At 67.5% G+C, this 25,939-nt stretch carries 24 protein-coding genes, 1 pseudogene and 4 CRISPR repeat arrays; of the genes and pseudogenes, 14 read left to right on the forward strand and 11 right to left on the reverse strand.

All coding sequences use genetic code 11. From position 1 onward, the window contains the following. From TR33_RS24990 to TR33_RS25000, 4 genes are all read left to right on the forward strand, one after another. Window positions 1–690: IS30 family transposase (locus TR33_RS24990; RefSeq protein WP_042285878.1), on the forward strand; the 690-nt coding region annotated here is incomplete at its 5' end. A 302-nt stretch (window positions 691–992) separates the two neighbouring features. Next, the gene (locus TR33_RS26235) at window positions 993–1,169 is read left to right on the forward strand and encodes a DUF397 domain-containing protein (RefSeq protein WP_084570335.1); all 177 of its coding nucleotides are present in this window, start codon (window positions 993–995) and stop codon (window positions 1,167–1,169) included. Window positions 1,170–1,253: 84 nt separating this feature from the next. Then, window positions 1,254–1,433 carry a DUF397 domain-containing protein gene (locus tag TR33_RS24995; RefSeq protein WP_042285881.1) on the forward strand — a complete coding sequence of 60 codons (180 nt, stop codon included), beginning with the start codon at window positions 1,254–1,256 and terminating at the stop codon, window positions 1,431–1,433. 46 nt (window positions 1,434–1,479) lie between these two features. Beyond that, on the forward strand, window positions 1,480–1,659 hold the full coding sequence (locus TR33_RS25000) for a DUF397 domain-containing protein (protein ID WP_042285885.1): 180 nt from the start codon (window positions 1,480–1,482) through the stop codon (window positions 1,657–1,659). Window positions 1,660–2,336: 677 nt separating this feature from the next. On the opposite strand, the pseudogene TR33_RS26240 reads toward TR33_RS25000, so the two are convergent. From TR33_RS26240 to TR33_RS25020, 5 genes and pseudogenes are all read right to left on the reverse strand, one after another. After that, window positions 2,337–2,510, reverse strand: a pseudogene (locus TR33_RS26240) (adenylate cyclase); the annotation flags it as partial. A 78-nt stretch (window positions 2,511–2,588) separates the two neighbouring features. Beyond that, window positions 2,589–3,371 (reverse strand): alpha/beta hydrolase, encoded by a 783-nt coding sequence (locus TR33_RS25005; protein ID WP_042285886.1) that lies wholly within the window; start codon window positions 3,369–3,371, stop codon window positions 2,589–2,591. A 107-nt stretch (window positions 3,372–3,478) separates the two neighbouring features. After that, window positions 3,479–4,416: a CRISPR direct-repeat array (repeat unit 29 nt; unit sequence GGGATCATCCCCGCGTGCGCGGGGAGCAG). A 106-nt stretch (window positions 4,417–4,522) separates the two neighbouring features. Further along, window positions 4,523–5,299 carry a hypothetical protein gene (locus TR33_RS25010; protein WP_042285888.1) on the reverse strand — a complete coding sequence of 259 codons (777 nt, stop codon included), beginning with the start codon at window positions 5,297–5,299 and terminating at the stop codon, window positions 4,523–4,525. A 527-nt stretch (window positions 5,300–5,826) separates the two neighbouring features. After that, window positions 5,827–6,606, reverse strand: a complete 780-nt coding sequence (locus TR33_RS25015; RefSeq protein WP_042285957.1) for a protein kinase — start codon at window positions 6,604–6,606, stop codon at window positions 5,827–5,829. 2 nt (window positions 6,607–6,608) lie between these two features. After that, window positions 6,609–7,487 carry a radical SAM/SPASM domain-containing protein gene (locus TR33_RS25020; RefSeq protein ID WP_052358250.1) on the reverse strand — a complete coding sequence of 293 codons (879 nt, stop codon included), beginning with the start codon at window positions 7,485–7,487 and terminating at the stop codon, window positions 6,609–6,611. A gap of 349 nt (window positions 7,488–7,836) precedes the next feature. On the opposite strand from TR33_RS25020, the gene TR33_RS25025 reads away from it, so the two are divergent. From TR33_RS25025 to TR33_RS25035, 3 genes are read left to right on the forward strand one after another with little or no spacing between them, the layout of a single operon-like run. Continuing rightward, entirely contained in the window at window positions 7,837–8,037 is a 201-nt protein-coding gene (locus tag TR33_RS25025) for a hypothetical protein (RefSeq protein ID WP_042285889.1), read from the forward strand. Window position 8,038: 1 nt separating this feature from the next. Continuing rightward, window positions 8,039–8,569, forward strand: a complete 531-nt coding sequence (locus tag TR33_RS25030; RefSeq protein ID WP_042285892.1) for a DUF6879 family protein — start codon at window positions 8,039–8,041, stop codon at window positions 8,567–8,569. After that, window positions 8,566–9,405 carry a helix-turn-helix domain-containing protein gene (locus TR33_RS25035; protein WP_042285895.1) on the forward strand — a complete coding sequence of 280 codons (840 nt, stop codon included), beginning with the start codon at window positions 8,566–8,568 and terminating at the stop codon, window positions 9,403–9,405. The genes TR33_RS25030 and TR33_RS25035 overlap by 4 nt, the downstream gene beginning before the upstream one ends. Window positions 9,406–9,598: 193 nt before the next feature. Continuing rightward, window positions 9,599–10,127: direct repeats of the CRISPR family, unit length 29 nt; unit sequence GGGGTCATCCCCGCGTGCGCGGGGAGCAG. Window positions 10,128–10,333: 206 nt separating this feature from the next. Here the strand turns inward: TR33_RS25035 and TR33_RS25040 are convergent. Next, a complete protein-coding gene (locus TR33_RS25040) occupies window positions 10,334–11,038 on the reverse strand; it encodes a GntR family transcriptional regulator (protein ID WP_042285961.1) in 705 nt (234 codons plus the stop codon). A 115-nt stretch (window positions 11,039–11,153) separates the two neighbouring features. On the opposite strand from TR33_RS25040, the gene TR33_RS25045 reads away from it, so the two are divergent. The 5 genes from TR33_RS25045 (at window position 11,154) to TR33_RS25065 (ending at window position 18,454) form a co-directional block, all read left to right on the forward strand. After that, window positions 11,154–12,320, forward strand: coding sequence for a mandelate racemase/muconate lactonizing enzyme family protein (locus TR33_RS25045; protein ID WP_042285897.1), 1,167 nt, complete (start codon window positions 11,154–11,156; stop codon window positions 12,318–12,320). Between the two features lie 277 nt (window positions 12,321–12,597). Next, a complete protein-coding gene (locus tag TR33_RS25050) occupies window positions 12,598–14,292 on the forward strand; it encodes an SLC13 family permease (protein ID WP_042285899.1) in 1,695 nt (564 codons plus the stop codon). Window positions 14,293–14,398: 106 nt separating this feature from the next. Further along, window positions 14,399–14,733: a CRISPR direct-repeat array (repeat unit 29 nt; unit sequence GGGGTCATCCCCGCGTGCGCGGGGAGCAG). Window positions 14,734–14,954: 221 nt separating this feature from the next. Further along, a complete protein-coding gene (locus tag TR33_RS25055; RefSeq protein WP_042285901.1) occupies window positions 14,955–15,845 on the forward strand; it encodes a MerR family transcriptional regulator in 891 nt (296 codons plus the stop codon). A gap of 12 nt (window positions 15,846–15,857) precedes the next feature. Further along, window positions 15,858–16,251: direct repeats of the CRISPR family, unit length 29 nt; unit sequence GGGGTCATCCCCGCGTGCGCGGGGAGCAG. A gap of 419 nt (window positions 16,252–16,670) precedes the next feature. Then, window positions 16,671–17,273: a DUF7691 family protein gene (locus TR33_RS25060; RefSeq protein ID WP_042285903.1), complete on the forward strand. Its 603-nt coding sequence runs from the start codon at window positions 16,671–16,673 to the stop codon at window positions 17,271–17,273. Window positions 17,274–17,530: 257 nt separating this feature from the next. Then, window positions 17,531–18,454 carry an aminoglycoside phosphotransferase family protein gene (locus TR33_RS25065; protein WP_042285904.1) on the forward strand — a complete coding sequence of 308 codons (924 nt, stop codon included), beginning with the start codon at window positions 17,531–17,533 and terminating at the stop codon, window positions 18,452–18,454. A 111-nt stretch (window positions 18,455–18,565) separates the two neighbouring features. Here TR33_RS25065 and TR33_RS25070 read toward each other — a convergent pair whose 3' ends face one another. After that, window positions 18,566–18,982 carry a hypothetical protein gene (locus TR33_RS25070; RefSeq protein WP_042285906.1) on the reverse strand — a complete coding sequence of 139 codons (417 nt, stop codon included), beginning with the start codon at window positions 18,980–18,982 and terminating at the stop codon, window positions 18,566–18,568. A gap of 306 nt (window positions 18,983–19,288) precedes the next feature. Here TR33_RS25070 and TR33_RS25075 point away from each other — a divergent pair, with 306 nt between their 5' ends. Both TR33_RS25075 and TR33_RS25080 read left to right on the forward strand, forming a co-directional pair. Beyond that, window positions 19,289–19,717 carry an ArsR/SmtB family transcription factor gene (locus TR33_RS25075; protein WP_042285909.1) on the forward strand — a complete coding sequence of 143 codons (429 nt, stop codon included), beginning with the start codon at window positions 19,289–19,291 and terminating at the stop codon, window positions 19,715–19,717. Beyond that, window positions 19,714–21,615 (forward strand): heavy metal translocating P-type ATPase, encoded by a 1,902-nt coding sequence (locus TR33_RS25080; RefSeq protein ID WP_042285911.1) that lies wholly within the window; start codon window positions 19,714–19,716, stop codon window positions 21,613–21,615. Before TR33_RS25075 ends, TR33_RS25080 begins: the two co-directional genes overlap by 4 nt. A 168-nt stretch (window positions 21,616–21,783) precedes the next feature. Here TR33_RS25080 and ccsB read toward each other — a convergent pair whose 3' ends face one another. From ccsB to TR33_RS25100, 4 genes are all read right to left on the reverse strand, one after another. Next, on the reverse strand, window positions 21,784–22,740 hold the full coding sequence (gene ccsB, locus TR33_RS25085; protein WP_042285963.1) for a c-type cytochrome biogenesis protein CcsB: 957 nt from the start codon (window positions 22,738–22,740) through the stop codon (window positions 21,784–21,786). Window positions 22,741–23,086: 346 nt separating this feature from the next. Next, window positions 23,087–23,683 (reverse strand): TetR/AcrR family transcriptional regulator, encoded by a 597-nt coding sequence (locus TR33_RS25090; protein WP_042285965.1) that lies wholly within the window; start codon window positions 23,681–23,683, stop codon window positions 23,087–23,089. A gap of 14 nt (window positions 23,684–23,697) precedes the next feature. Beyond that, window positions 23,698–24,405: an ABC transporter ATP-binding protein gene (locus TR33_RS25095; protein ID WP_042285913.1), complete on the reverse strand. Its 708-nt coding sequence runs from the start codon at window positions 24,403–24,405 to the stop codon at window positions 23,698–23,700. Next, a complete protein-coding gene (locus TR33_RS25100) occupies window positions 24,402–25,532 on the reverse strand; it encodes an ABC transporter permease (protein ID WP_042285915.1) in 1,131 nt (376 codons plus the stop codon). Before TR33_RS25100 ends, TR33_RS25095 begins: the two co-directional genes overlap by 4 nt. Window positions 25,533–25,939: the final 407 nt, after the last annotated feature.

The raw sequence follows: 25,939 nt of genomic DNA on the forward strand, positions 1-25,939 counted from the left end.
GACTTCCCCGACGACCAGGAGATGCGTGTGAGCCACGAGACGATCTACCAGGCCCTCTACATCCAGGGCCGCGGCCAACTGCGCCGCGACCTGGCCAAGCTGCTGCGCACCGGACGCACGATGCGCCGGCCCCAACGCCAGTCCACCCGGCGCCAGAAGAGGTTCACCGCACCGATGGTGATGATCAGCGAGCGCCCGCCCGAGGCCGCCGACCGGGCGGTGCCCGGCCATTGGGAAGGGGACCTGATCATCGGCAAGGCCCACAAGTCCGCGATCGGCACCCTGGTGGAGCGCTCCACCAGGTTCGTCACCCTGGTCCACCTGCCCCGGGGCTATCACCCCGAGCAGTTCCGCGACGCTCTGGTCCAGGTCGTGAGCGACCTGCCCGCTCAGTTGCGCAGGTCGCTGACCTGGGACCAGGGCTCGGAGATGGCCCGCCACGCGGAGTTCACCACCGCGACCGACATCCCGGTCTATTTCTGCGACCCGGCCAGCCCTTGGCAGCGTGGCTCCAACGAGAACACCAACGGCCTGCTGCGCCAGTACTTCCCCAAGGGCACGGACCTGGCGGCCCACTCCCGCGAGGACCTGGACGCGGTGGCCGCCGAGCTCAACTCCCGCCCACGCAAAACGCTCGGCTGGGAAACCCCAGCCGAGCGTCTGGCTAAGCTGCTCTCGGCGAGCAACTGACCTCACGTGTTGCGACGACTCCTAGAATCCGCCCGAGATGGCGGGGGTCGGTCGTGTTCGTGCACTCCTAGAGTAACTCCCATACGTAACGACGCAAGGGGAGATATGTCCGATCGTGAAGAAACGAGGACTACTCCCCAGCTCAACGGGGAAGAAGAAATTGCGTACCTCCGCATCATCTCAGCCGAAATCATGATCTGAGAACACTCCCACCCCCGAGTGCACGACCTCCCTCGACTCCCCCTGAAGAAGCCCTGTTCCGCAGCAGTCAGCCTCCGACCTCCGAAGAGAACGGGCAGCGCATGACCAGCGAAATCACGTGGCACAAGTCGTCCTACAGCCCCAACGGCAGCAACTGCGTCGAAGTGGCCGAAGGCCCCACCACCCACCTCCGCGACACCCAACACCGCGCCCAGGCCGAACTCAGCGTCTCCAGCTTCGAGTGGACCGCCCTCCTCTACACCCTCCGCGCGAACTGATCTCCGGCGGACCCACCGCGGAGTGGCAGAACCTTCGCCGATAAGAGCTCTCCACCTCCATCTGAGAGATCGAGGCAGCAACGCATGATGAACGAGCACTGGAAGAAGTCCACCTACAGCAACGGCAGCGGCGGCGAATGCGTCGAGGCCCGCGCCATTGCCCAGGGCGCCGCCGTCCGCGACACCCAATACCGCGAGCTCGCCGAACTCCACCTCCCCTGCGGAGAATGGAACGCCCTCCTCAACACACTCCGCACCCACTGACTCCCCGAACCGGAACTCCCCCAGCCCCGAAGGGAACGAGTGAACCATGAGCAACGCGCGACGAACCTGGCACAAGAGCAGCTACAGCGCGGCCAACGGAAGCTGTGTCGAGGTGGCCGAAGGCGCCACCACCCACATCCGTGACACCCAGAACCGCGACCTGAGCGAACTCACCCTGCCCGCTCGCGAATGGAACGCCCTGCTCAGCGCGGTCCACACGGGCTGAGCCCCTCAGGCGACGGCCAGAGCCTCTACCAAAGCCACTGCTTGTAGCCGTCGAGCCCCGAGGCCGGTCACCATGAACCACGTGACCGGCCTCGGCCGCGGGGCCAAGAGCACCCCCAACAGACCCGCGCCCACCCATCCCCCCACATGCGGAGAACGGCCCCAACCGCATTAGCAGTGCGGCGACCTCGTGGAGCTATCCCCGCCCACGCGGGGAGCAGCTGGACGGGCGCCGAGTGATCCGCACGGTGTGGGGTGTGCGGGGAGCAGAAGACGGTCGTCTCCCTGCTCAGGTGGTTGATGGGTCCATCCCCGCGTGCGCGGGGAGCAGCCCCATAGGGGGAGCATCCGCAGTTGACTTCCGGGTCCATCCCCGCATGCGCGGGGAGCAGTGCCTTGCGGTCGACCTCGTGGCGTTGGCGGCGGGGTCCATCCCCGCATGCGCGGGGAGCAGGTAGGATCTCCCGGCCCTTTTTCATGTCCCGCGGGTCCATCCCCGCATGCGCTGGGAGCAGTCTTCCTGACCTGCAACGCTATCCCGCCCAACCCACCATTTCTGCAAGTTGTCGAGAAACAGACAAAACCGACACCCCTCGATACCTCTGCGAGAGTCCCTCACCGATCAGCGTAGACACTCCGCTCAAGCATCCGCCGCCTCGAACAACGCACCCGCTCTCCTCAGGAACCGAAGCGCAGGTCCATAATCGCTGCCAGATCGATGCCGTAGCGGGCGTAGACCTTCGTGGTGTTCTCACCGGTCAGAGACGCCTCATCGAAACCGAGCAACGCGGCCACACGCACCACCTCCGCCCGGCTGCCGGCCTCGACCTCCAGGTAGGCGAGACTCCTTGGGCACCCCGATCGTGCACTGCTCACCGATGAGGCAGCCCTCAGCCACCTCTACAGGCCCGTACAAGCTCTTCAACGCCATCAGAACCGCTTAGCCCGAGTTTCGAGCCAATCCGCTGAAACTCGGATGGCCTCGTTCTCCCGCTCGGTCGAGTCGAAGCCGTGATCGGATCCTCTGACGGTGTGGAAGTCCGTATCGCTCCGAGACGTGGCCGCGGTCCGGGCGATGTCGTAGGACACGTAGGAGTCCTGATCTCCGTGCACCACCAGCGAGGGAACAGGGGACGCCATGTAGGCGCCGAGAGGGTCGTACAGACCGAACTCGCGCCACATGACGGGGCTGATGGGGAACTCGTCGTCGATCAACAACCGGCCGTCGGTGTGCAATCTCCGCTGCCGCTCAGGGTTGAAGTTCTCCAAGCCCCAGGGCAGCTCCGGGTTCAGAAAGGTGTGCTCCAGGTCGAGCACGGGGTTCCATAGAACGAGGGAATCGATGCGGTCGCCGAGTACCGGCAGCAGGAGCGAGGAGGAGACGGCCCCTAAACTCGCGGCCACGACGGAGAGCGGCTCGGACCGCCGTTCCAGGGCCAGCTCGATGACCGACTGAAGATCGATGATCTCACCGGTGACGGTCACCCCCGGGGGCGTGCCACCGCTCTTGCCGTGACCGCGGTAGGAGAACCGGATGACATCGAACCCCCTGCCGGACAGGGCCTCGGCCAGGCGGACGAACATGCCGCCCTCGTCCTTGTCGACGGTGATCCCGTGGGCCTGAACAACGGTCCCGACCGGATCGGCCTTCGCGGGATGGAGAACCGCGTCGAGAAAAACGCCATCGGTGCTGACCACGTCGAGGGTACGCATGCGCTGAAGTTCCTAAGTCGTGGCGCCGGGAAGGCCCACTCTGGGGGTATGGACACTGCTTTCGAATGTTCTCGGATCTCGTGGCCTGAGTTGGGGTCGCCGCTGGCGGGTCCATCCCCGCGTGCGCGGGAAGCAGTCGCCGGAATCGCCGCCCTTCTGGCAGCCGGGGGACCATCCCCGCGTGCGCGGGGAGCAGACGGCGGGGAACTACATGCGGACGCTGGAGACGGGACCATCCCCGCGTGCGCAGGGAGCAGCAGGTGTAGGTGCAGGTGTGTCTTTGGGGACCATCCCCGTGTGCGCGGGGAGCAGCACTGGTCGGTCGGCGAAGAGCAGGCACGCGCGGGACCATCCCCGCGTGCGCGGGGAGCAGAGCCATGAGGGCGGTGTTCATCGCGTCGACCAGGGATCATCCCCGCGTGCGCGGGGAGCAGCGCTTGATCATCAACATCTGGGTGCGAGCCTCGGGATCATCCCCGCGTGCGCGGGGAGCAGGTGGTGCTCTCGTGTTGGCGGAGGGCGTGCAGGGGATCATCCCCGCGTGCGCGGGGAGCAGATCGACCAAGGGAACCTGCAAGCGGGAGATCAGGGATCATCCCCGCGTGCGCGGGGAGCAGGCGTGGCGCTGTGCTTCACAGGGGTCTCCTTCGGGATCATCCCCGCGTGCGCGGGGAGCAGCGCCAAGCGGGTCACCGGGCTTCGGGCCGATCGGGATCATCCCCGCGTGCGCGGGGAGCAGAACCTGCCCGTTGCCCCTTTCCGGCTTACCTTGGGATCATCCCCGCGTGCGCGGGGAGCAGGAGGTTCGATCTGTGCTTCGGGCTCAGGTGAGGGGATCATCCCCGCGTGCGCGGGGAGCAGGTTGTGCACCTCGATGCGGTCATCGCGCAGGAGGGATCATCCCCGCGTGCGCGGGGAGCAGGTGTCGAACAGCTCGAACCGGTCCGCGTGGATGGGATCATCCCCGCGTGCGCGGGGAGCAGTCGGCCACCACGTCGGTGGTCGGCGTCGACTTGGGATCATCCCCGCGTGCGCGGGGAGCAGTCTTCCTGACCTGCAACGCTATCCCGACCGACCCATCATTTCTGCAAGTTGTCGAGAAACAGACAAACCAGACACCCCTCAATCCCTCTGCGAGAGTTCCTCACCCATCAACGTAGACGCTCCACCCACGCTTCGGCCGCCACCAGCATCGCCTTCAACCACTCCTCCTCCGGTCGAGCCTCGACCGACCACCGATGCATACGCACATCCACCCTCGCGAACACCACGGCGCTCTCCTCCGAAGAGGTCTTCCACCCTTCCAGCCCGGACACCCACCCCAACGCCGAATCCGGCGTATGCCCGGACGCGATGAGCTGCACGGCCAGACACGATGGCGTGATCACCGAAGCCCCCAGCGTGGGCCAGGCCCAATCCAAAAGCCAGGTCCGCTCCCCCTCGACCAGGACGTTGTTCTCGTGGATGTCGGTGTAGGTCATCGTGTCCCCGGCCAAAAGCTCGCGCTCTTCATCGGCGGCGAACCGGTCCCAACGCGTCTCCTGCCACCCCCGCGCGATGTCGGGCACAGGAAGCGCCGACACACGGTTCAGCGCCTCCACCACCCGCTCCCGGTCCGAGGAGTCGGGGCCGAAGTCGGCCGCCCGACCCTGGACCAGGTCGAAACCCATCACGAACCACTTCTCGTCCTCGGCCTGCCAGCGCATCGTCGGCGAGATGCCCTGAACGGTCGGGTTGATGGCGGCCTCTCGCCGGGCCGAGTCGAGCCGCCCTCCCGGACGGTTCGGCACACCCTTGACGAAGAACTCCCCCTTCTCCCCCACGACGATGGCCGTGGTACTCCAACCATGGCCCTTCTCTACTGGGCGAAGTTCCAGGGCATCCCCGGTGTAGGGGTGGATGAGCTCATTGAACGGAATCGAAGTCATGCTGTCCTCACGTACTGTCCGTCTTCAGTCACGTGACCCGCGGCCTCTCCCAGGCGCGTCAAGAGAACAAGAGCCACCGGCACGGAGAGAACCCACCCACGCGTGCGCGGAGGCATGAGTCGAACCACCCGTTCGGGCGGTCGGGAAAAGGGGTCACCCCCGCGTGCGCGGGGCTCGGCAGTCATGCCACTTTCCAGGAGACCTGGCCCCAGGCCCATCCCCACGTATGTGGGGAGCAAACGATGTAGCGGAGCCGGTCGAGGCCGCGCATGGGTCCATCCCCGCGTGCGCGGGGAGCAGGACGCCGAGCTCGTCCAGGCGCACAGCCCGCGGGGTCCATCCCCGCGTGCGCGGGAAGCAGTGTAGCCCCTAGCCCGAAAGAGAGATCTTCATGGGTCCATCCCCGCGTGCGCGGGGAGCAGTCTTCCTGACCTGCAACGCTATCCCGCCCGACCCACCATTTCTGCAAGTTGTCGAGAAACAGACAAACCAGACACCCCTCGATCTCTACGAGAGTCCCTTACCAATCAGCGTAGACACTCGGCCCAAGCATCCGCCGCCTTGGACAACGCCCCCAACCACCCCTCCTCGGGCCGCAAGCGGGCGAACTCCTCATACATCCGAGCATTCACCAATGCGCACACCTGCCTTTCCTGCTCCGACGCCGCCTCCCACACCTTCAGACTCGACACCCACTCCAGCGCCGACTCGGGCATGTGTCCCGCCGACACCAACTGCACACCGAGCATGGTCGGCATCAGCGCGGCACAGGCCCGAGTCGGCCAATCCCAATCCACCACCCACCCCCGGCCCTGGGCATCGAGAAGGATGTTGCGGCCGTGCATGTCGGCGTGGGTCAGAGAATCCCCCCGCAGAGCCGAGATCTCCTCCTGGGTGGCGAACCGGTCCCAGCGGGTGTCGACCCATGTGGCCGCCACCTCCGGCAGCCCAAGGGTGGTGATGCGGTCGACCGCCGCGAACGCCGCCTCCAGATCGGGTGAGCCCGGAGCCAGATCACTGGGCCGGGCGTCGAGTGCTTCGGTCACGACCACGATCCACCCCTCGTCCTCGACGTAGAACAGATGTCGCGGGGCCACATCGGCCAGGTAAGGACCGATCAACGCTTCCCGGAGGGCCGCGGCACGGGCTCCTCCGGGCCGGTTCGGTGTGGCCTTGACGAAGAAACGCTCCCCGCAGTCGTTCTCGACGATCGCCGTGGAGGCCGTCCCGTAGCCACCCGTGGTGGGTTTGACGACGAGATCGGCTCCCAGCCGGGGTTCGACGAGGGCGATGATGTCCTGGTTCATGATCACGTCCTGGGCGGGCACCAACTCAAAGGGCCCGGCCTGCACTCGGAATCAGGGGCACATTCCACGATGACGTGACCCCCATCCTCGTCGTCATCGTCAGGGCCGGCGGCCTTGATCGTGGCGCGGGCCAGGGCCATCGCATCGCCGGTCAGGATATCGATCAACCCTTCCGTTCGGACGTTTCCCGCAGACATCCACGTGGAGAACACGCACGGGGACACCGACCCGTCAGGAGCGATCGACGCCCGCCCATCCCCACACGCCCCGCACAGACCAGAGCAATCCGGTTCATCGCCCTGCGCCCCACGTCCATAGGGGCGCACTCGGTCGACGCCGATACGGGCGACACCGAGACCTTCGAGTTCGGCCCGGGTCTCCTCGACCCCTTCTCCATCAGCGGTGATGATCGCGACGCGCAGTGGAACCCCCAGTTCCACGGCACGGACGATGTTCGTCCGTGTGTGGCGGTGGGAGGCGGGGCGACCGGTCATGGCGCTGTGCCGTGCGGGGTCATGGGAGTAGTAGGAGGTGGCCAGGGACATTCCCGGCCGCTGGAGCAGCTCCCACCAGGCGGGGGTGACGTGGACGAGGTTGGAGTACACCTCGACCGCACAACCGGCGGCCAGGGCGTGTTCCGCGATCCGGGGCGCGTCGGGGTGGAGGGTGGGTTCTCCGCCGATGAGTTGGACCAGGCGTGTCCCGCTCTGGGCAGCCTGGTCGATGACGCGCCGCCAGTCGGTGAGCGTCATGGTTCCGTGGTCGCCGGCCGGGCCGGAGGAGTTGTAACAGTGAGCGCATTCCAACTGGCAGCGTCGGGTGAGATCGAGCCAGAGCATGCCGACGGGTCGGGAGGTGGCTCGTTCGGGGGTGACGGTCACTTGCCCTCCTGAAATGGGGGGGTGAGGGTGGACAGTGCGCACGAACTCGACCAGGAACGTAACCATCCGTGTTCGGAATAACACGCTTTGGGCCAGAACCGGCCAACGGGCCGGTTCCGTGCACGAGCTAGGAAATCCGTTCCGTGTGAACGGGGGTTCAGGAGTAGTTCGAGTCGCTTCGAAAGCCGATGACATCCCCCGGAATGTGGGAGACATGGTGAGCGTAGAACGGGACCCGCTTCGGAAAGGCGGTGTTGCGCGGGATTGCGTCCAGCGCCTTCCTCAGACCCTGTCGCGGTCGATCATCGCTCGACATACTCCAGACAGGCCCCCTGATTCGAGGAGCACCATGAAACTCCGCAAATTGGGCACCACTTCCCACGGAGGAAACTGCCCCACCCTGTACGAGACCGACGAGGGGAACATCGTGGTCCAGGGTTACCGCCTGACCGACCCCGAAGCGCTGTCCCAGCTCGCCGATGTCCTACCGAACGAAGAGTTCGTCATCGTCCCCCGAGAACTCCTGACCCGATTCGCCCCCGAGGAGTAACGTGTCCGACCTCGTCACCGGAGAGGAATTCGACGACCTCTTCCGCCACTACCGGCACACCGCCTGGCGGCTGGAGACCCGCACCTTCTACGGCGTCCTCCACGAGAACGAACCCTTCCAACGATGGCTCGCAGGCGACGACTCCGACCTGGAGTGGTTCACACCGTGGCTGAAGATGATGCGCCCTGAACTCGCCACCGGCAAACGCATGGAGAGAGTGCGCCTCATCGACGACCCGCCCTCGGACTACCTGCGCTGGGAGCTGTGGAGCACCCCCTACAACCTCGGCATCGGCGAGGACATCCGCTACCTTCCACGCACCCACCCCATCGTGGAGGAACTCCCCGACCAGGACTTCTGGGTCTTCGACAGCCGACGGGTCGCCTGGTTCGAGTTCGATGAGAAGGGCAACGTCCTCGGAGCCAGACTGAGCGAGGAACCGGAACAGGTCCTCACCGCCCTGCGTGCGCGAGACGCCGCGTGGCATCATGCACTGACGTTCACTCAGTACATGGCGACAAGGGTGCGATGACCGACTACCAGACGGCCCGTGTCTCCCTCGGCGTTCGACTCCGCGAACTCCGCGAGGAGGCCGGGCTGTCCGGGCGCGAACTCGCCTCCCGAGCGGGATGGCATCCCTCCAAGGTCTCCCGCCTGGAACGCGGAAACCAGACCGCGGCCGTCGCCGACCTGCGCCGGTGGGCGTGGTTGTGCGGGCGCCAGGACGCGACCGAAGGGCTCATCGCCCAGCTCGGAGCGTTGGAGACGCACTACACCGGTTGGCGGCGCAGTCTCGCGGCGGGCAACCGGGCGCGCCAGCAGAACGCCATCGAGATGGAGAGCCGGATCGGAACGCTGGGGATCTTCGAGTCGGTGTGCGTTCCCGGGATCCTCCAGACCCCCGACTACGCCCGGATGATGCTGCGCAAGGCCACGGAGCTCTACGGGACGCCGACCGATATCGAGGACGGCGTACGCAAGCGCATGGAACGGCGTTCGATCCTGGACGTGCGGCGCCAGGGGCTACGGATCCTGTTGTGGGAGCCTGCGCTGTACACACGACAGGCCGGTAGGCGAGTCCAGGCGGAGCAACTCGATCACCTAGCCGAATGCGTGCGCACCGGGCGGGGACGTATCGGGATCGTGCCTCTAGGGGCCGCCCTGTCGGCCTCACCCGTGCACGGCTTTTGGATCTACGACGACGAACGTGTGATCGTGGAGACCATCGGCGCGGAGCTGGACCTGACCGACGACGACGCGGTCGAGCCCTACCGTCGAGTGTTCGACTCCATGGACCGCGACGCTGTGAACGGCAAAGCCGCCCTGGACCTGGTGCTACGCGCCCGTGATCGCCTGAAAGGCGAATGATCCGGCCAGGAGCATCCGCGCCTACGTGTGGGGACAACCGGGTTCTACAACTGCTTCGGACAAAGCGAGATCGACGTATCCCCACAGGCGCGGGGCTCAGTCGGCGCCGTCGAGCGCGTACAGCGTGTGACCTGGTCCATCCCCACGTGCGTGGGGCTCAGGCCGACCGGATGTTGTTGTACGCCTTCTGCGCCGGTCCATCCCCACGTGCGCGGGGAGCAGCCCCTGAAGCATGGGCTTCAGGGCATGGGACGGGGGTCATCCCCGCGTGCGCGGGGAGCAGGCCGCGAGCGCGACCCTGCCGAAGAGCCGCTGGGGGTCATCCCCGCGTGCGCGGGGAGCAGATGCGCTCACGGGCGGTGGTGTCGCGCTCGGCGGGGTCATCCCCGCGTGCGCGGGGAGCAGTTCGGTGGCAACCGGGTGATCCGCGGCAACCTGGGGTCATCCCCGCGTGCGCGGGGAGCAGTCCACCCCGTCCAAGCGCACGATGGCCTCGGCGGGGTCATCCCCGCGTGCGCGGGGAGCAGGTAGGTGGTGATGACCACCTGGACGAGCCCGCGGGGTCATCCCCGCGTGCGCGGGGAGCAGCAGCTCGGTGGTAGGGCCCACCCGGCCAAGATGGGGTCATCCCCGCGTGCGCGGGGAGCAGTGCCGCGGCCTCGGCCACGGCCCGAGGAGTGGGTTCGGGGACGGGGGGTCATCCCCGCGTGCGCGGGGAGCAGTCTTTCTGACCTGCAACGCTATCCCGCCCGCCCCATCATTTCCGCACGTTGTCGAGAAACAGACAAAACCGACACCGCCTCAACCATCCACCCGAACACCACTCCCTCAGCCTAGACATCCTTGCGAGAAGCAGAGGCGAAGTCTTGAAGCCCATCCTCGCGCGCGCAGTACTCAGGTCGGTGTGGCGCCACCACTCCGTGCCGCCTCAGACCGAATACCCGAAGAAAGGGTGGTAGGCGACGTCTTCCCTTCCTTCGAGAGCGTTCGTGACCGCGGCGCCGAGACTGTTGAGGATGTGGGAGCGCACCAGCGCGGCCGCGGCGGCACCATCACCGCTGACGACGAGCTCCAGGATCTCGTGGTGCTGGTTCTGGTCGATGGTGCGCGGCTCGGCGCCCGCGGGCAGTTCCAGGCCGATCCGCCGGTACCGGTCGGTCTTGTCCCACAGGTCGTCCAGAAGCCTGATCATCACGTTGTTATGGGAGGCCGTATAGATCGCCCGGTGGAAGGCCCTATGCGCCACGATGGCCTCCTCTCCCCAGGTGCGGGTCACCGGAAGGAGCGCGTCGGCCGCCGCTCTCATCGCGGCTATCTCTCGTTCCGTCCGGCGCAGCGCGGCGAGCTCGGTGGCGGAGGGTTCCAGCGAGAAACGGGCCTCCAGCAGCTCACGTGCTTCGGACGCGCTCATGGGTGCCACGCGAACGTCTCGGTGGGTCTCCATCACGACCCAGTCCTCGCTGGCCAGCCGCCTGACCGCCTCACGGAGAGGGGTGATGCTCATCCCCATCTCCTCCGCCAGCTCATACTGAGACAGGCGTGATCCCGGGGCGAGCTCACCCGAGGTGATGCGGCGGCGCAGCTCGGTATAGGCCAGACCACCCTTGCTGGAGAAGACGTTCGCACTGCTCATCGTGACCTCACTCACAAGATCTTCCCCCACGGGCTTGTGACCCCCATCTCAGCCATTATAGGGTCCGAATAACTTATAAGTACCTTATAAGATCCGTTTCCGCAGGAAGAGACCCATGCGAATCGTTTCCGCCCACGCTGGCACCATCCCGATCAGCTCGTCGATGCGCAACGCCTACATCGACTTCAGCAAGATGGACTGCACGATCCTGGCCTTGGTCAGTGATGTCGTGGTCGACGGCAGGCCGCTGGTGGGATATGGCTTCAGCTCCAACGGCCGGTACAACGCCACGGCCATCCTGAACGAGCGGATGCTGCCGAGGCTGCTCGACGCCGCGGCCGAGGACCTCCTCGACGAGGACGGCGGACTCTCGCCCGCCAAGGCGTGGGACGTCATGATGAGCAACGAGAAGCCCGGTGGACACGGTGAACGCTCCGTCGCCGTCGGCGTGGTGGACATGGCTCTGCACGACCTGGCGGCCAAGGCCGCGGGCGTGCCGCTGTACCGGTGGCTCTCCGATCACTACGGTGACGGTGCCCCGGACGAGGACGTCTTCGTCTACGCCGCCGGCGGCTACTACGCGCCCGGCAAGACCCTGGAGGACCTCCAGGACGAGATGCGGGGCTTCCTCGACGCCGGCTACGAGGTCGTCAAGATGAAGATCGGCGGCGCCGACCTTGCCGAGGACCTCAAGCGCATCGAGGCGGTCATCGACGTCCTGGACGGCGACGGATCCCGGCTGATGGTGGACGTCAACGGGAAGTTCGACCTGCGGACCGCCCTGGAGTACGGCCGGGCCCTGGACCAGTACGGCCTCTTCTGGTACGAGGAGGTCGGCGACCCGCTGGACTACGCGCTGAACGCGACCCTGTCCGAGAACTACCGCAACCCCATCGCGACCGGAGAGAACCTGTTCTCCCTCCAGGACGCCCGGAACCTGATCCGCTACGGCGGAATGCGCCCGGACCGGGATTTCCTCCAGGTCGATCCGGCACTGAGCTACGGCCTGACGGAGTACCGCCGAATCCTGGACATGCTCGCCCTGCACGGCTGGTCCTCCCGCCGGTGCATTCCGCACGGTGGGCACCAGTTCTCGCTGCACATCGCCGCGGCCCTCAAGCTCGGCGGCAACGAGTCCTACCCCGGAGAGTTCCAGCCCACGGGCGGCTTCACCGACGACGCGGTGATCACCCGCGGCCGTGTGGCGCCGGGCGACCTCCCGGGCATCGGCCTCGAGGGCAAGGCGGAGTTCTACAAGATCCTCCGAGACCTGCACGGCTGACCGTCCGAGACCGACGGCTCCCGCGACGGTCGCGCGCACGGGAGCCACCGTCTCCGACACCGCGCACCATGCCTCCAAGGCGGTGCGAACGACCGCCCGGTCCACGAGCACCGCCGACTGAACCGGTGCCACGACCGGCGACGGTCACCTACCTCCCCGCGGAGTCCCCACGGCCCTGTTCCCGAACACGGCCGATGGCGACCCGCTACCCCCTCCCCCCCGAACCGGTCTCTTCGCCTCGGTACGAGCCGGGCCGAAGAGCAGAGAAGGTGCAGCAATGGCGACCTCTTACCCGTACACCCTCTGGGAGAGCCTGTGGGCCTCCCACCGGGAGATCAAAAGGCTCCTGATGTTCGCGAAGCGTGAGGAGCCACCGCAGAGGGAACCGGTGGCCTCCGGCGGCGGATCCGCCGCGCATGCGGGCCCCGAGGCCACGGGGCCGGCCGCGGAGCCCGGCGACCCCGGTCCAGGATCAGGACCCGGACCAGGCCCCGGCTACACGCCCGCTCGCGTCACCGGGCTGGTTCTCGGCCCGCTGCTGTTCGTGGTGACGCTCCTGTTCTTCGAACCCGAAGGGCTCTCACCGGAGGGGCTGGCGGTCCTCGCCACCACTCTCTGGGTCGCGACCTGGTGGATCACCGAGGCGATCCCCATCCCGGTCACGTCCCTGCTCCCGATCGTGCTCCTACCGCTGACCGGCGCGCTGGACGGCGACGCCGTGGTCTCGGCGTACGGCAACGACATCATCTTCCTCTTCCTCGGAGGGTTCACGCTCGCGATCGCGATGGAGAAATGGAACCTCCACCAGCGCATCGCCCTCTCCATCGTCTCGGCGATCGGGACGAGTCCGCGCCGCATCATCCTCGGCTTCATGGTCGCGACGGGCTTCCTGTCGATGTGGGTCTCCAACACGGCCGCCACCATGATGATGATCCCCGTCGGACTGGCGGTCGTGTACCAGGCCGCACGTTCGCTGCGGGGAGGGGAGTTCGCCGACGACCTGCCCAAGTTCGAGAAGTCCATCATCTTCGGCATCGGGTACGCGGCGACCATCGGTGGCCTCGGGACACTGATCGGAACACCGCCGCTCGCCATCCTCTCGGCGACCGTCGGGGAGCTCTTCGACGAGAGCATCTCCTTCGGAGGGTGGATGCTGTTCGGAGTCCCGATCGCCGCCATCCTCATGGCCTCGGCGTGGCTCTACCTGACGGGCGTCAAGTTCAAGGTCCGGTTCAAGCAGCTTCCCGGTGGCCGGGAGATCATCCGGAAGGAGCGGAAGGCCCTCGGCGGGATGTCCGCCGAGGAGAAGATCGTGCTCGCCGTCTTCCTCGGAACGGCGTTCATGTGGGTGACCCGGTCGTTCCTCTGGGAGGGCCTCCTTCCGGGGATCAGCGACGGGCTGATCGCGATCGTCGCGACGGTGGTCCTGTTCACGCTGCCGACCCGCAGCGCCAGGGAGAAGAGGATCCTCCAGTGGGAGGACTCCAAGAAGATCCCCTGGGGCATCCTCCTGCTGTTCGGTGGCGGGCTGGCCATCGCCGCGGGGTTCGTCGACACCGGCCTCTCCGCGTGGATCGGTGAGCAGCTGCGCGTGCTCGACGGGGTCAACATCATTTTGACCATCATCTTCGCCACCGCGCTCGTCCTGTTCCTGACGGAGATCACCTCGAACGCCGCGACGGCGACGATGATCCTTCCGGTCATCGCGGCCCTCGCGTTCTCCCTGAACATCCACCCGTACGCGTTGATGGTCCCCTGCGCGATGGCCGCGAACTGCGCGTTCATGCTTCCGGTGGGCACTCCTCCGAACGCGATCATGTTCGGCACAGGCAGGGTGACGATCATGGAGATGGTCAGGACCGGGTTCTGGCTGAACCTCTTCGCCCTCGCCCTCATCGTCGTGGGGACGCTGTTCCTGCTGCCGCTGTTGTGGGGAATCGACCTCATGACGATTCCCGCCGGGTTCCGGTAACCGGCTCATCCGGGCCGGTTCTTGTTGGCCGGACCCGGTGGAACGGCCCTTCACCGAGATCACCCGCCGGGTGATCCGGTGGAGGCCCCTCACCTCCTCGGAGGTCGGATCCATCCCCACGTGCGCAGGGAGCAGAGGTGGGGGTGCGCACCGGGTAGCCAGACCCGGGGGTCATCCCCGCGTGCGCGGGGAGCAGGGAAAAGGGTGTTTGAGCTTTACGTCGTAGATAGGGTCATCCCCGCGTGCGCGGGGAGCAGGGCCCGGGCGGCAACCCGGGCCTTGTCGAAAAGGGGTCATCCCCGCGTGCGCGGGGAGCAGGGTAGCGCGGGTTTTGGTTCCGGCGGCGAGGCGGGGTCATCCCCGCGTGCGCGGGGAGCAGTCTGGTCACGGGCTTTCATGCGGTTGCTTGCTGGGGTCATCCCCGCGTGCGCGGGGAGCAGTCTTCCTGACCTGCAACGCTACCCCGGCCGACCCGCCATTTTTGCAAGTTGTCGAGAAACAGACAAAACCGACACCCCTCAACCACCCACCCGACGCCACTCCCCCGCCAGCCTAGAGCGCCTGGAATCGGCACGGGGCGGTGTGTACGAGGTTGCACCTTCCGTAACGGCATGTGGTCCAGTGGACTCACGTCCCGATCCCCTGAGGAAAGGCCCCCGCTCATGCACTCGTCCTTCAAACCACCCCGCCAGGTCAAGATCGGTGACGCGGCGGCCTTCGCCGGCACCACGCCACGAGCGATCCGCCACTACCACGAGATCGGCCTGCTCCCCGAGCCTGAGCGGGGCGGCGATGACCGTCGTCGCTACGGGTACGAGGACATGATCCGCCTGCTGTGGATTCGCAAGATGGCCGACGCCGGGATCGCCCTCGACGACATCCGTGACGCCTTCACCACCGGCACGGACAGCGAAGACGGTATCGCGAACACTCTGGAACGGCTGGAGGAAACCCTCGCCGAGCAGGAGGCCGAATTGCGGCGGCAACGGACCGCCGTGCGGCGGATGCGCACCGAAGGCAGCCGGATGGGTCTGCTCTCCGACTTCGTCACCGACCGACTCAAGAACCTGCCCGAGGGTTCCCTGCGTCAGGCGGACCTGGACACTCTGCTGGTCACTGAACGGATCTTCGGCCCGCTCGGCGCGGCCGTCCAGGCCACCCGTTTCATCGTCCTGGCCACGCATCCTGCTCTGCGGGAGGATTCCGACCGCATCGACGTTGCCGAGGAGGCGCTCGATGACAGTGTCGCCGTCGATGATCCACGGGTGGCTCAAGTGGCCGTCGAGCGGCACACCTTTGAAAGCGCCCTACAGACCGTCATCGAGGAATCCGGTCTGGATGAGGACGACGATGCCCTCTTCGACGCCTGGGACGCGTTGCACCCTGAGCCCACCGATGACGACGAGGCCGACATCAGCTCCGGCAGGCGGGAGGCAGGCACCATGAGCGCGTTCGAAGCCATCGGCAAGATGCCCTACGACGCCTCCCCGGCCCAATGGCGCTGCATGGAACTGGCCATAGAACTATCCGCTCAAAACTCACCCGCTACCTAGAGCACAAGTCTGAGGGCCATCCCCGCGTGCACGGGGAGCAGCTGAGATGTGCGTTCCACCAGGGTGCCTCCGAGGGGTCATCCCCGCGTGCGCGGGGAGCAGTCGTGCTCGGTAGAGGCCTGGGCGGTGATCAGGGGGCCATCCCCGCGTGCGCGGGGAGCAGGAGCCGAAGGCGTCTCATCCTCATCCTCGTGAGGGGCCATCCCCGCGTGCGCGGGGAGCAGTGTTGACCTGGGTAGCCATGTGTGTCCTTTTCGGGGCCATCCCCGCGTGCGCGGGGAGCAGAGGGTGTGGTCACGGATGGTCCACTCGTCGGGGGGGCCATCCCCGCGTGCGCGGGGAGCAGTCTGGCCCGGTCAGCTGACTCCGGGGGCAGGGGGGCCATCCCCGCGTGCGCGGGGAGCAGTCTTCCTGACCTGCAACGCTATCCCGGCCAACCCGCCATTTTTGCAAGTTGTCGAGAAACAGACAAAACAGACACCCCTCAACCATCCACCCCAGCACCACTCCCCCACCAACCTAGTCACCCCCACCTGTTCGGAGGCAGCGGCAGGCGAAGATCATCTGAGGTCGTTCAGGGAACAGGCGAAGAACTCGTCGACGTCGAAGGACACATGCCCGTGGGAGACGCTGAGAAAGTCGAACACCTTTCCAGGCTAGGGCGCTCTCTTTCAAAGAAGAAGGGGGATCTTCCGAGCCTGTGGACAACCCGCCACCGTAGCTACAGCCACCGCCCGCCCGCCGATACACCCGCACCCACAGGCATCACCGAAGCCAGGACAACATGCCCACCCGTCTGTCGTAGGCGATCGCTAATCTCCCACCATGAGTTCCTCGCTTTCCCCCTACGTGGTCGACCTCGACGTCCTGCACAGCGGCATCGGTTCCAAGGACGACAAGCTCCGGCGCATGATCGGTGGCCGGTTCAAGAAGCACCTGGACTTCGACGACCAGCAGTTCGACTCACTGATCGATGAGGGCGCCCCCAACATCCGTGACGCGATCCGCACGGTCATCGAAGGCGGCCCCTTCGACGACCGGCACGGAACGATGTACTCCTACGCCTACAAGTGGATGTGCGAGTTCCACGGCCGATTCCAGGTCAACGGTGACTTCTGCCCGATGAAGTACGACTGGCTGGAGATGGTCGACGAGGGCCTGGAGCAACTCGGGGTGACCGCGGTCGACGTCAGTTCGTTCAGCCACGGAAGCGTCCCCTCCCCGATCCCCTCCCCGGTGGATCTCGTGCCGGGTTACGGGGAGTGGAGCCTCGAGCAGTGCCGCGAGGCCCTCGAACAGTGGGAGGCCGCCACCGACGAGGCCAAGTCCGCCATCGACTCCGAGGTGCTCCACGCCATCGAGACCTGCATGGGCTGGTGCCGCAACGCCACCGCGCTCGAACGGGGCGTCGCCGCCTTCTTCTTCTGACCGCCCCGTCGCACGAGCGGCCCGACCCTTCGATGGCGTCTTGGGGCCGCTCGTGCACCTGTATCCCGGCGAGGCCAGAACCCACGCCCAAGCCCTCTTCTCGTCTCGCTCGCCAACGCGTCGGCGTCCCATTCGCTATGCTCCGCGACGGCACCTTCTACAAGGCCCGCGCCCCGAAGCAGCCACCGCATGCCCCTCGGTCTTACCTGGTCTCCCGGAGTCACGGCGGGAAAACCCACTCCCCGAAGGGCACCCCCATGAGTTCGCCGCAGGGTATCGAAGTCCCTGACGCCCTGGTCGCGTCGTACACGAGGAACGGCGGTGAGGAGGAACGGGCCTGGATCGCCCGGCTGCCCGCACTGGTGGCGGAACTGCTCGACCGATGGAAGTTGGAGCGCGACGGCGACATCAGGTCCGGCGAAGCCTCACTGGTAGTGCCGGTGCGCCGCACGGACGGCACCCGCGCCGCCCTCAAACTCCAGATGCCCCGCGAGGAGACGACCGCCGCGCTGATCGGGCTGCGGGCATGGAACGGCGACGGCATCGTGCGATTGCTCGACCACGACCCCGAGAGCGGCGCCATGCTGCTGGAGCGCTTGGACGGCTCACGCACCCTGGCTTCCGTCGAGGACGACGACGTGGCCATGACCACCCTGGCCGGACTCATGACCCGGCTGCACTCCGTCCCGGCTCCCGAGGGCCTGCGCGACCTCGGTGACCTCGCGCGCGACATGCTGGCGTCCGTGCCGGCCGCCCTCGCCGCCCTGCCGGACCCCGAGGACCGACGGCGGCTGCACGGCTGGGCCTCGGCGGTCACCGAACTGGTCGGGGAGCCCGGCGACCGGATGCTGCACTGGGACCTGCACTACGACAACGTGCTCGTCGCCGAGCGCGAGCCGTGGCTGGTCATCGACCCCGAACCCCTCATCGGCGACCCGGGCTTCGATCTGTGGCCCGCGCTGGACACCGGCTGGGAGAGGCTCCACGCCACCGGGAACGCTCCCCGGGTGGTGCGGCGCCGCTTCGACCTGCTGACCGAAGCGCTCGGACTGGACCGTCGGCGCGCGGCCGGCTGGACCCTGGCCCGGCTGTTGCAGAACACACTGTGGGACATCGAGGACGGGCGGACCGACATCGACCCCTCCCAGACCATCGTGGCCGAGGCGCTGCCCCGCAACTGAGCGCAGCGCCCCCGAACCCGGCCCGAAACCGACATGAGCGTCTTACCGAAAGACCTAGAGGCACCCCCGCGGCCGGACGGACCATGGCGGATCCTGGTGAACGCGCCGCACCTACCCCGGCGGGTCCGGCGGCATCCGGCGACGTTCGGCGGCTCGTGTGAGGACGGAGACCTCCGCCTTGGCCTGTGTGATCCGCGTGGCGGTCCGGCCGTGGCCGATACCCGTCCACGCGAGGAGCAGACCCAACAAGAGCAGGTAGTACATCGTCATGGCGCCCCACTCGCCCGTCACGGCGGCCCGGATCAGCACGGCGGCGAGCAGCCCGGCGATGGCCGTGGTGAGGAGGAGCCCGATGAGCCGTGACCTGTACAGCGACCCCAGCAGGGCCTCGCCCGCCTGCAATCGGTTCAGCTCGCCCGACCGCGCACGTGCGGTGAGTTCCGTCTCCGCCCGCTGGTTCCTGTGGGCGAGCAGCACGGCGCCCAGTCCGACGGCCACTCCGGTGACCCTGATGATCAGGTCGAACAACGAGACCTCCCCATAACGTGCCGATCACCACCGAGGCCCCGCACGCCGGACCTCGGACCTGGCGGTGCCTACCCATATCGTCCGGAAAGGAACCCGTCCGCGACTGAGAGCGGTCCGGCCTCGCCGATAAGAGCGGCCTCCCACGGCCAGAACCAGGCGGCACCGTCACGAAAGACCTCGGCGTTCTTCCGATGGACCAGGGCTTGGGCGAGGCCTCTCCCGCCCCGTTCCTCCATTGGACCGGCTCACCACGGTTCGTCGAGGCTCGTCTTGCCCTGAGAAGGAAAGTGATCCTATCATCTTCGCATGCGTGAAGATAAGAAGGTTTGCAGCTTTGGCCCGGACAGCCCCTACGTCGACCTGGCCGCGGAGGTCTTCCGCCTGTTGGCCGACCCCACCAGGATCAGGATCATCCTGGCCCTGCGTGAGGCCGAACGTTCGGTCAACGAACTCGCCGAAGCCATCGGCAAATCGCCGACGACCGTCTCCCAGCACCTGGCCAAGCTGCGCTGGGGCAGGATCGTGGCCACCCGCCAGGACGGCACCCGGGTCTTCTACCGCCTCCAAGACGAGCATGCCCGCGAACTGGTGGCCCAGGCGGTCTTCCAGGCGGAGCACGCCCTGGACGACTCCCCCGCCCACCACCGTGCGGGTGTGGACCCGGAAGCACGTCGGGGCACCACCCCCACCTGCCCCGCCCGCTCCACCGACGACACCTCCTGGGAAGACGAATGACACGGACGGCCACGCCGCCCATCGTGCGAGAGCGGCCCCTGCCACGGCCACCATCGATCTTCTCCACCGCCCTGAAACCGCCCGAGGTGCGCTGGGCCCTGGCCGCCCTGGCCCTGTTCCTACTGGGCTGGTCGTTCCAGCTCGCCGGAGCTCCCGCACCACTGTGGTGGACCCTCTACCTGGCCTGTTACGCCACCGGCGGCTGGGAGCCGGCCCTGGCCGGGCTGCGCGCCCTCCGCGAGAAAACCCTCGATGTCGACCTGCTGATGATCGTCGCCGCCCTGGCCGCCGCCTCGATCGGTCAGATCTTCGACGGCGCCCTGCTCATCGTCATCTTCGCGACCTCAGGTGCCCTAGAGGTCATCGTCACCCGGCGCACCGCCGACTCGGTCGATTCCCTGCTGAACCTGGCCCCGGAACAGGCCACCCTGGTAGAGGAGGACGGCGCCACCCGTACCGTCTCCAGCCGCGAGTTGGAACCCGGACACCGTGTCCTCGTCCGTCCCGGCGAGCGCGTCGGCGGCGACGGCATCGTCATCGACGGCACCAGCGAGGTCGACCAACAGGCCATCACCGGCGAGTCCGTACCCGTCGTGCGCGAGGTGGGCGATGAGGTCCTCTCCGGCACCGTCAACGGAACCGGCACCCTGACCGTCCGTATCACCCGCCCGGCCTCCGAGTCGGTGATCGCCCGCATCGTGGCCCTGGTCGAGGAGGCCTCCGAGACCAAGGCCGGAACGCAGCTGTTCATCGAGAAGGTCGAGCAGACCTACTCCTTCGGCGTGGTCATCGCCACCCTGCTGGTACTGACCGTACCGATGCTGTTCTTCGCCCACACCTTCGAAGAGGCACTGCCGCGCGCGATCGCCTTCATGATCGTGGCCTCCCCCTGCGCCGTGGTGCTGTCCACCATGCCGCCGCTGCTGGCCTCCATCGCCAACGCCGGCCGCCACGGCGTCCTGGTCAAGTCCGCGACCGTGATGGAGTCCCTGGGCCGCACCACCCTGGTCGCCTACGACAAGACCGGTACCCTCACCGAGGGCGCCCCCGAGGTCATCGCCGTCGCTCCCGCCGGTGGACGCGACGAAGACGAAGTGCTGGCCCTGGCGGCCGCGGTGGAGCACTACAGCGAACACCCACTCGGTCGGGCGATCGTCGGCCAGGCGGGCGAACGCGGACTGCCGGTCCCCGAGGCGAGTGAATTTCGAGCGTTGCCCGGGCGTGGTGTCACCGGTCGGGTGCAGGGACGCGTGGTCACGGTCGAACGCGCCGACGCGGCCTCGACCGCCACCGGCACCCTGGTCCACGTCCGCGTCGACCAGGACACCGCCGGAGAGATCACGCTGGTGGACCGGCTGCGTCCCGACGCCCCCGCGGCGGTCGAGGCCGCGGTCGAGACGATCGGAGCACCGGCGGTGCTGCTGACCGGTGACAACGCCTCCGCCGCCGCCGAAGTGGCCGGGCGCACCGGAATGGGCACGGTGTATCACTCTCTGCTCCCCCAGGACAAGGTCGCCGTGGTCACCGACCTTGAGGCCCGCGGAGAGCGGGTGATGGTGGTCGGTGACGGTATCAACGACGCCCCCGCTCTGGCCGCGGCGTCCACCGGGGTGGCGATGGGCCGCAGGGGTTCGGACCTGGCCCTGGACACGGCCGATGTGATCATCGTCCGCGACGAGCTCGGCGCGGTTCCCCACCTGGTGCGCCTGTCCCGCAGAGCACGCCGGTACGTGATCGCCAACCTGGCGATCGCCGGGACCGTGATAGCCGCCCTGGTCGTCTGGGACCTGGTCGGAACACTGCCGCTCGCTCTCGCGGTGGCCGGACACGAAGGGTCCACGGTGCTGGTCGCGCTCAACGGCGCGCGCCTGCTGCGCCGCTCCGCCTGGGAACGATGACGCGCTCCGGAGCGGGATCACGGACGACCTCTCCCGATCCGGTGTCACCGCCACGTCGGGACGGTGACACCGGGCGAGAAGGCGAGAGGCCATTCCTTCTCCTCATCGCGAGGAAGGACCTCGCGTCACGGACACGCCTTCCCGCGACGCGAGGCCCTCCCGGTCTCCTCAGGCGTAGGAGTGCAGGCCGCTGAACATGTAGTTCACGGCGAAGAAGTTGAACATGACGGTGAGGAAGCCGATCACGTTGATCCAGGTCGCCTTCTGGCCCCTCCAACCGCCGGTGGCGCGGGCGTGGAGGTAGGCGGCGTAGATGACCCAGGAGATGAAGGACCAGACCTCCTTGGGGTCCCAGCCCCAGAAGCGGCCCCAGGCCTCGTCGGCCCAGATGGATCCGGCGATGATGCCGAAGGTCCACAGCGGGAACGCGAAGAGGATGAACCGGTGCGAGATCCGGTCGAGCAGCTCGGGGCTGGGCAGACGTCCGGCGATACCGGCCACCTTCTCCCCCAGGGCCCGCTTGGCCTCGGCCCGGTGCGAGACCAGGTAGGTGATGCCCGCGGCCCCCGAGACCATGGAGGCACCGCCCGCGATGTTCACCGCGAGGACGTGGATCGGCACCCAGTAGGACTGGAGCGCGGGGATGAGCGGACCGGGGTCGACGTACAGCCAGCGCACACCGATACCGAGCAGGATCAACACCGGCACCAGCACGAACACGCCGAGGAAACGGGCGCGATACCTCCAGGAGGCGTACAGCAGCGAGCCGACCGCCACCAGGCACAGGGTGACGATGAACTCGAACATGTTGCCCCAGGGCCAACGGCCGGCGGCGAGCCCTCGGGTGATCACCTGCGCCAGGCTGAACAGGAAGCCCGCCCCGGTGACGAACAGGGCGATGCGCCCCAGCGTGTTCCTGGGCGCGGTGGTCCTTCGCGCGGCGCGTTCGGTGGTGATCACCTCCGGGGGAGGGCCTTCTTCCGTTCGGTACGCCCTCCGTCTCCAGCGCCGGCTCTCCGCGATCTCGGTGCGGCGGCCGAAGGCGGCCTCCAGCGCGAAGAGGAGGAGGGCGACGGCGTACGTCACCACCATGGTGATGATCAGGGTGTCGCTGATCGAGGCCATGCTCTGTGCGAGCCGATCGGAGATCTCGATGTTCACTTCTTCCTTCTCAGGGGTCGAGGGCACGGCGCGGCTCGAAGTCGGGTGACCGGGAGTACGGTGCGTGTCCCGGAACCTCGACGGGGCCGGTGAGGGCATGCTCGACGCACGCCGATGCCGGCGGTCGGCCGCGCTCGGCCGGGCAGGATGGACTCACCGACGGTGGACCGACCCGCGGTCATAGGCCCGCGGTCAGCGGTCGTCGGCGAAAGGAACGTTGGTCGTGGGTGAGGGGTGCGGGGGTCCCCCGCATGCGGGAGGAACACGACCGCTCACGAAGTCGTCGGGGAGGGACTCAAGGACGGCCCGCTCAGGAGGAGTGCCGGTTCTCCTGCTCCAGGAGGAAGGGACGGAGGATCTCCTCGACCCTGGCCGAGGCCTCCGCCTCCGCGGTTCCGGTCTCGATCATGCGCGAGGCCTTGTGGACCACCGCGTTGACCAGCTCCGCCGTGGCCTGCGGGTCCGGGACCCCCAGAGCCTCCAGCGCCTCGGTCAGAGGGGCCGCGAGCTGTTCGTGCATCACACGGCTACGCTCGGCGAACTCGGCACCGGGAGAGGCGGCGGCGAGCGCTCCGGCCACCACGTGCTCTCCGTCGGCCACCAGACGCAGATTGGCCTTGGCGTAGGCGAGGACCCGAAGAGCCGGAGACTCCTCCTTGTTCATCTCGCCGGTCACCATGCGCGACCAGCGAGGGAACAGGTCCTCGACCAGTGCGTCGAGCAGACCCTGACGGGAGTCGAAGTACTGGTAGAGGCTGGAGCGGGCCAGACCGACCCGGGCCGCGACCCTGCTCAGGGACAGGGCATCGCCACCGACCTCCGCGAGGATCTCTCGCGCCGCGTCGAGCACGGCCCGGCGCTGGTTGGCCTGGTGATCAGCGAGCGTGGCCGCTGTGATCCGAGGCAAGAGCCCCTCCATGCTCATTCCGATAGGCGACCGTCCGTCATCTGGACCGTCCGGTCGCAGTACTCCAGAACGTCGTGGTCGTGGGTGACCATCATCGTAGCCACATCGGAACGTCGAGTCTCCCGCGCGAGCAGCCGGACGATCTCGTGACTGCGGGCCCGGTCCAGCGCCGCCGTCGGTTCGTCCACGAGCAGGACCGTGGGCTCACCCATCAGGGCACGGGCGATCCCGACCCGCTGACGTTCTCCTCCGGAGAGTTGGTGCGGCCTCCGGTCCGCCTTGTCGGCCATACCGACCTCCTCCAGGAGCCGCTGAGGGTCGTGCCCGCGGCCCCCTCGACCCAGATGGGCCATCATGCGCAGTTGATCGGTGGCGGTGAGAGCGCCGAGCAGGTTGCCCGACTGGAACACGAAGCCGATGTGGTCTCGACGGAAACGTGCCCGGGCGCGCCGGGAAAGACCGGTGATGTCCCGTCCACCGGCACGGACGACGCCGGAGTCGGGCACCGTCAGGGCACCGGCGACGGCGAGCAGGCTGGACTTGCCGGCGCCCGAGGGGCCGACCACCGCGACCAGCTCTCCGGGACGGACGGAGATGGAGACGTCGTCCAGGGCCGTGACCGTGGCGTCCCCATCGCCCAGGCGCAGGGTGACGCCTTCGAGAAGGAGTCCTTCGGTGTTCTCGTCGGTGGATTCCGCGTTGGACGCGGCCGTGATGGTCATCGCTGTCCTCCCAGGGCAGCCAGAGGGTCGATCGAGGAAACGCGGACGATGGCGGCCATCGCGCCCAACAGCCCCAGGACGATCAGCAGGACCACCGCCAACGCGACCGAGGTTCCCTCCAAGAGGAAGGGCACTCCCGAACCGGTGATCAGCGATCCGGCCCCCACGCCCACGCCGAGCCCGATGCCGCAGAACACGGCGAGGATGACGAGGGCCTGTCCGAGCCCGTCGCGCACGAGGTAGCCGGTGGAGGCGCCCATCGCTCTAAGGACGGCCAGCTCGTGTTTGCGCTGGATCGTCCAGACGGTGAAGAAGGCACCGACGACCAGCGCGGAGATCGCGTACAGGAAGGCCTTGATCAGGTTCAGGGTCGAGGTCTCCGCGCTGTACCCGGGAGAGGCGGCGAAGGTCTCCTCCAAGGGCAGGCTCATCGTCCCGGCCTCGTCGTCACCCGTCGAGTGATCGATCCGCGCGTCCGGTTCGGCGCGCAGGGCCACGGCGGTCGCCTCGGTGTAGACGGCGGGGTCGGCCTCCTGCTCCGGGGTGATACCGGCGTAGATCTCCTGCCACGTCTCCAATGGCAGGTAGGCGACGTCGACGTGACCGTAGGTGTGCTTGTCCTCCAGGGCCCCGACGATCTCCAGTTCGGTGCCCAAGCGGTCCACCGTCAGGACATCGCCGATGGCGACGCCGTCCTCGATGGCGCTCTGGGAGACGACCAGGCCATCGCGTCGCCCCAGCCCTTCGCCCTCGGCGGTCTCCGGGGCGAGGAAGGAGTCCTCCTCCACTCCGAAGAGGGCCAGGTCGATGGGCACGTCCTTGTCGCTACGGGCGTTGACGAGCAGGTTGCCGAAGAAGGCGGCCTCCTCCACGCCCGGCCGGTCACGCCACTCCTGGAGCTGTTCCTCGTTCACACGGCTCCGGGAGAAGGCGGAACCGACCTCGGTCTCCTCGTCGAAGGCCAGACCGTGGACGGGAAGGCGCTGTAGGCCCGAGACCCCGTCCTCCACGAGCCCCGAGGACAGCCCCGACAACAGCACCATCAGTACCGCGATCAGGGCGACGACTCCTCCCATCAGCCCGAAGCGGGAACGCGCGAACCATAGTTCGCGCACGGCTAGAAACATGTCGGACCTCTTCGTACGCATACGAGTACGTCGCTTGCCGACGCACCGTCGGTAAATATACCGACGGTGCGTCGGTAAGTGTGTCGGGGGGTGTCTCAGCGAGTGACGGATACCCTGAACCGGCTACGGAGGTGCGCTTCGACCGCTCGGCCCGTACTTCACGGGCGCCGTGGGCCGGGGACCTCGTCGCACACCCGGTGGGTTTCGGAGGTGGGTTCATCGCCGCGCGAACCCGACGGCGGCGCTCGCCACCCGGCCCCCGGCACCTGACAGGAGTCGACCGCTCGCGACCACCCCAGGTCACGAACGGTCGGGGTGTGAGGGTGAGAAGACCACCGGGAAGGACTCCGGGCGAATCGGCGATCGGGGCACGGGTGCGGAACAGGGAGCGTGTCGGGGCCGCGCCG

The sequence above is a fragment of the Nocardiopsis alba genome (assembly GCF_000710955.1).
Taxonomy (GTDB): Bacteria; Actinomycetota; Actinomycetes; order Streptosporangiales; family Streptosporangiaceae; genus Nocardiopsis; species Nocardiopsis alba.

Excerpts from the sequence above, each read along its gene's own strand:
- TR33_RS25035 (WP_042285895.1), top strand. The coding sequence starts at position 8,566 with ATGACCGACTACCAGACGGCCCGTGTCTCCCTCGGCGTTCGACTCCGC.
- TR33_RS25060 (WP_042285903.1), top strand. The coding sequence starts at position 16,671 with ATGAGTTCCTCGCTTTCCCCCTACGTGGTCGACCTCGACGTCCTGCAC.
- TR33_RS25000 (WP_042285885.1), top strand. The coding sequence starts at position 1,480 with ATGAGCAACGCGCGACGAACCTGGCACAAGAGCAGCTACAGCGCGGCC.
- ccsB (WP_042285963.1), bottom strand. The coding sequence starts at position 22,740 with ATGGCCTCGATCAGCGACACCCTGATCATCACCATGGTGGTGACGTAC.
- TR33_RS25055 (WP_042285901.1), top strand. The coding sequence starts at position 14,955 with ATGCACTCGTCCTTCAAACCACCCCGCCAGGTCAAGATCGGTGACGCG.
- TR33_RS25040 (WP_042285961.1), bottom strand. The coding sequence starts at position 11,038 with ATGAGCAGTGCGAACGTCTTCTCCAGCAAGGGTGGTCTGGCCTATACC.
- TR33_RS25005 (WP_042285886.1), bottom strand. The coding sequence starts at position 3,371 with ATGCGTACCCTCGACGTGGTCAGCACCGATGGCGTTTTTCTCGACGCG.
- TR33_RS25050 (WP_042285899.1), top strand. The coding sequence starts at position 12,598 with ATGGCGACCTCTTACCCGTACACCCTCTGGGAGAGCCTGTGGGCCTCC.
- TR33_RS25095 (WP_042285913.1), bottom strand. The coding sequence starts at position 24,405 with ATGACCATCACGGCCGCGTCCAACGCGGAATCCACCGACGAGAACACC.
- TR33_RS25025 (WP_042285889.1), top strand. The coding sequence starts at position 7,837 with ATGAAACTCCGCAAATTGGGCACCACTTCCCACGGAGGAAACTGCCCC.
- TR33_RS25015 (WP_042285957.1), bottom strand. The coding sequence starts at position 6,606 with ATGAACCAGGACATCATCGCCCTCGTCGAACCCCGGCTGGGAGCCGAT.
- TR33_RS25010 (WP_042285888.1), bottom strand. The coding sequence starts at position 5,299 with ATGACTTCGATTCCGTTCAATGAGCTCATCCACCCCTACACCGGGGAT.
- TR33_RS25080 (WP_042285911.1), top strand. The coding sequence starts at position 19,714 with ATGACACGGACGGCCACGCCGCCCATCGTGCGAGAGCGGCCCCTGCCA.
- TR33_RS25100 (WP_042285915.1), bottom strand. The coding sequence starts at position 25,532 with ATGTTTCTAGCCGTGCGCGAACTATGGTTCGCGCGTTCCCGCTTCGGG.
- TR33_RS26235 (WP_084570335.1), top strand. The coding sequence starts at position 993 with ATGACCAGCGAAATCACGTGGCACAAGTCGTCCTACAGCCCCAACGGC.
- TR33_RS25065 (WP_042285904.1), top strand. The coding sequence starts at position 17,531 with ATGAGTTCGCCGCAGGGTATCGAAGTCCCTGACGCCCTGGTCGCGTCG.
- TR33_RS25075 (WP_042285909.1), top strand. The coding sequence starts at position 19,289 with ATGCGTGAAGATAAGAAGGTTTGCAGCTTTGGCCCGGACAGCCCCTAC.
- TR33_RS24995 (WP_042285881.1), top strand. The coding sequence starts at position 1,254 with ATGATGAACGAGCACTGGAAGAAGTCCACCTACAGCAACGGCAGCGGC.
- TR33_RS25045 (WP_042285897.1), top strand. The coding sequence starts at position 11,154 with ATGCGAATCGTTTCCGCCCACGCTGGCACCATCCCGATCAGCTCGTCG.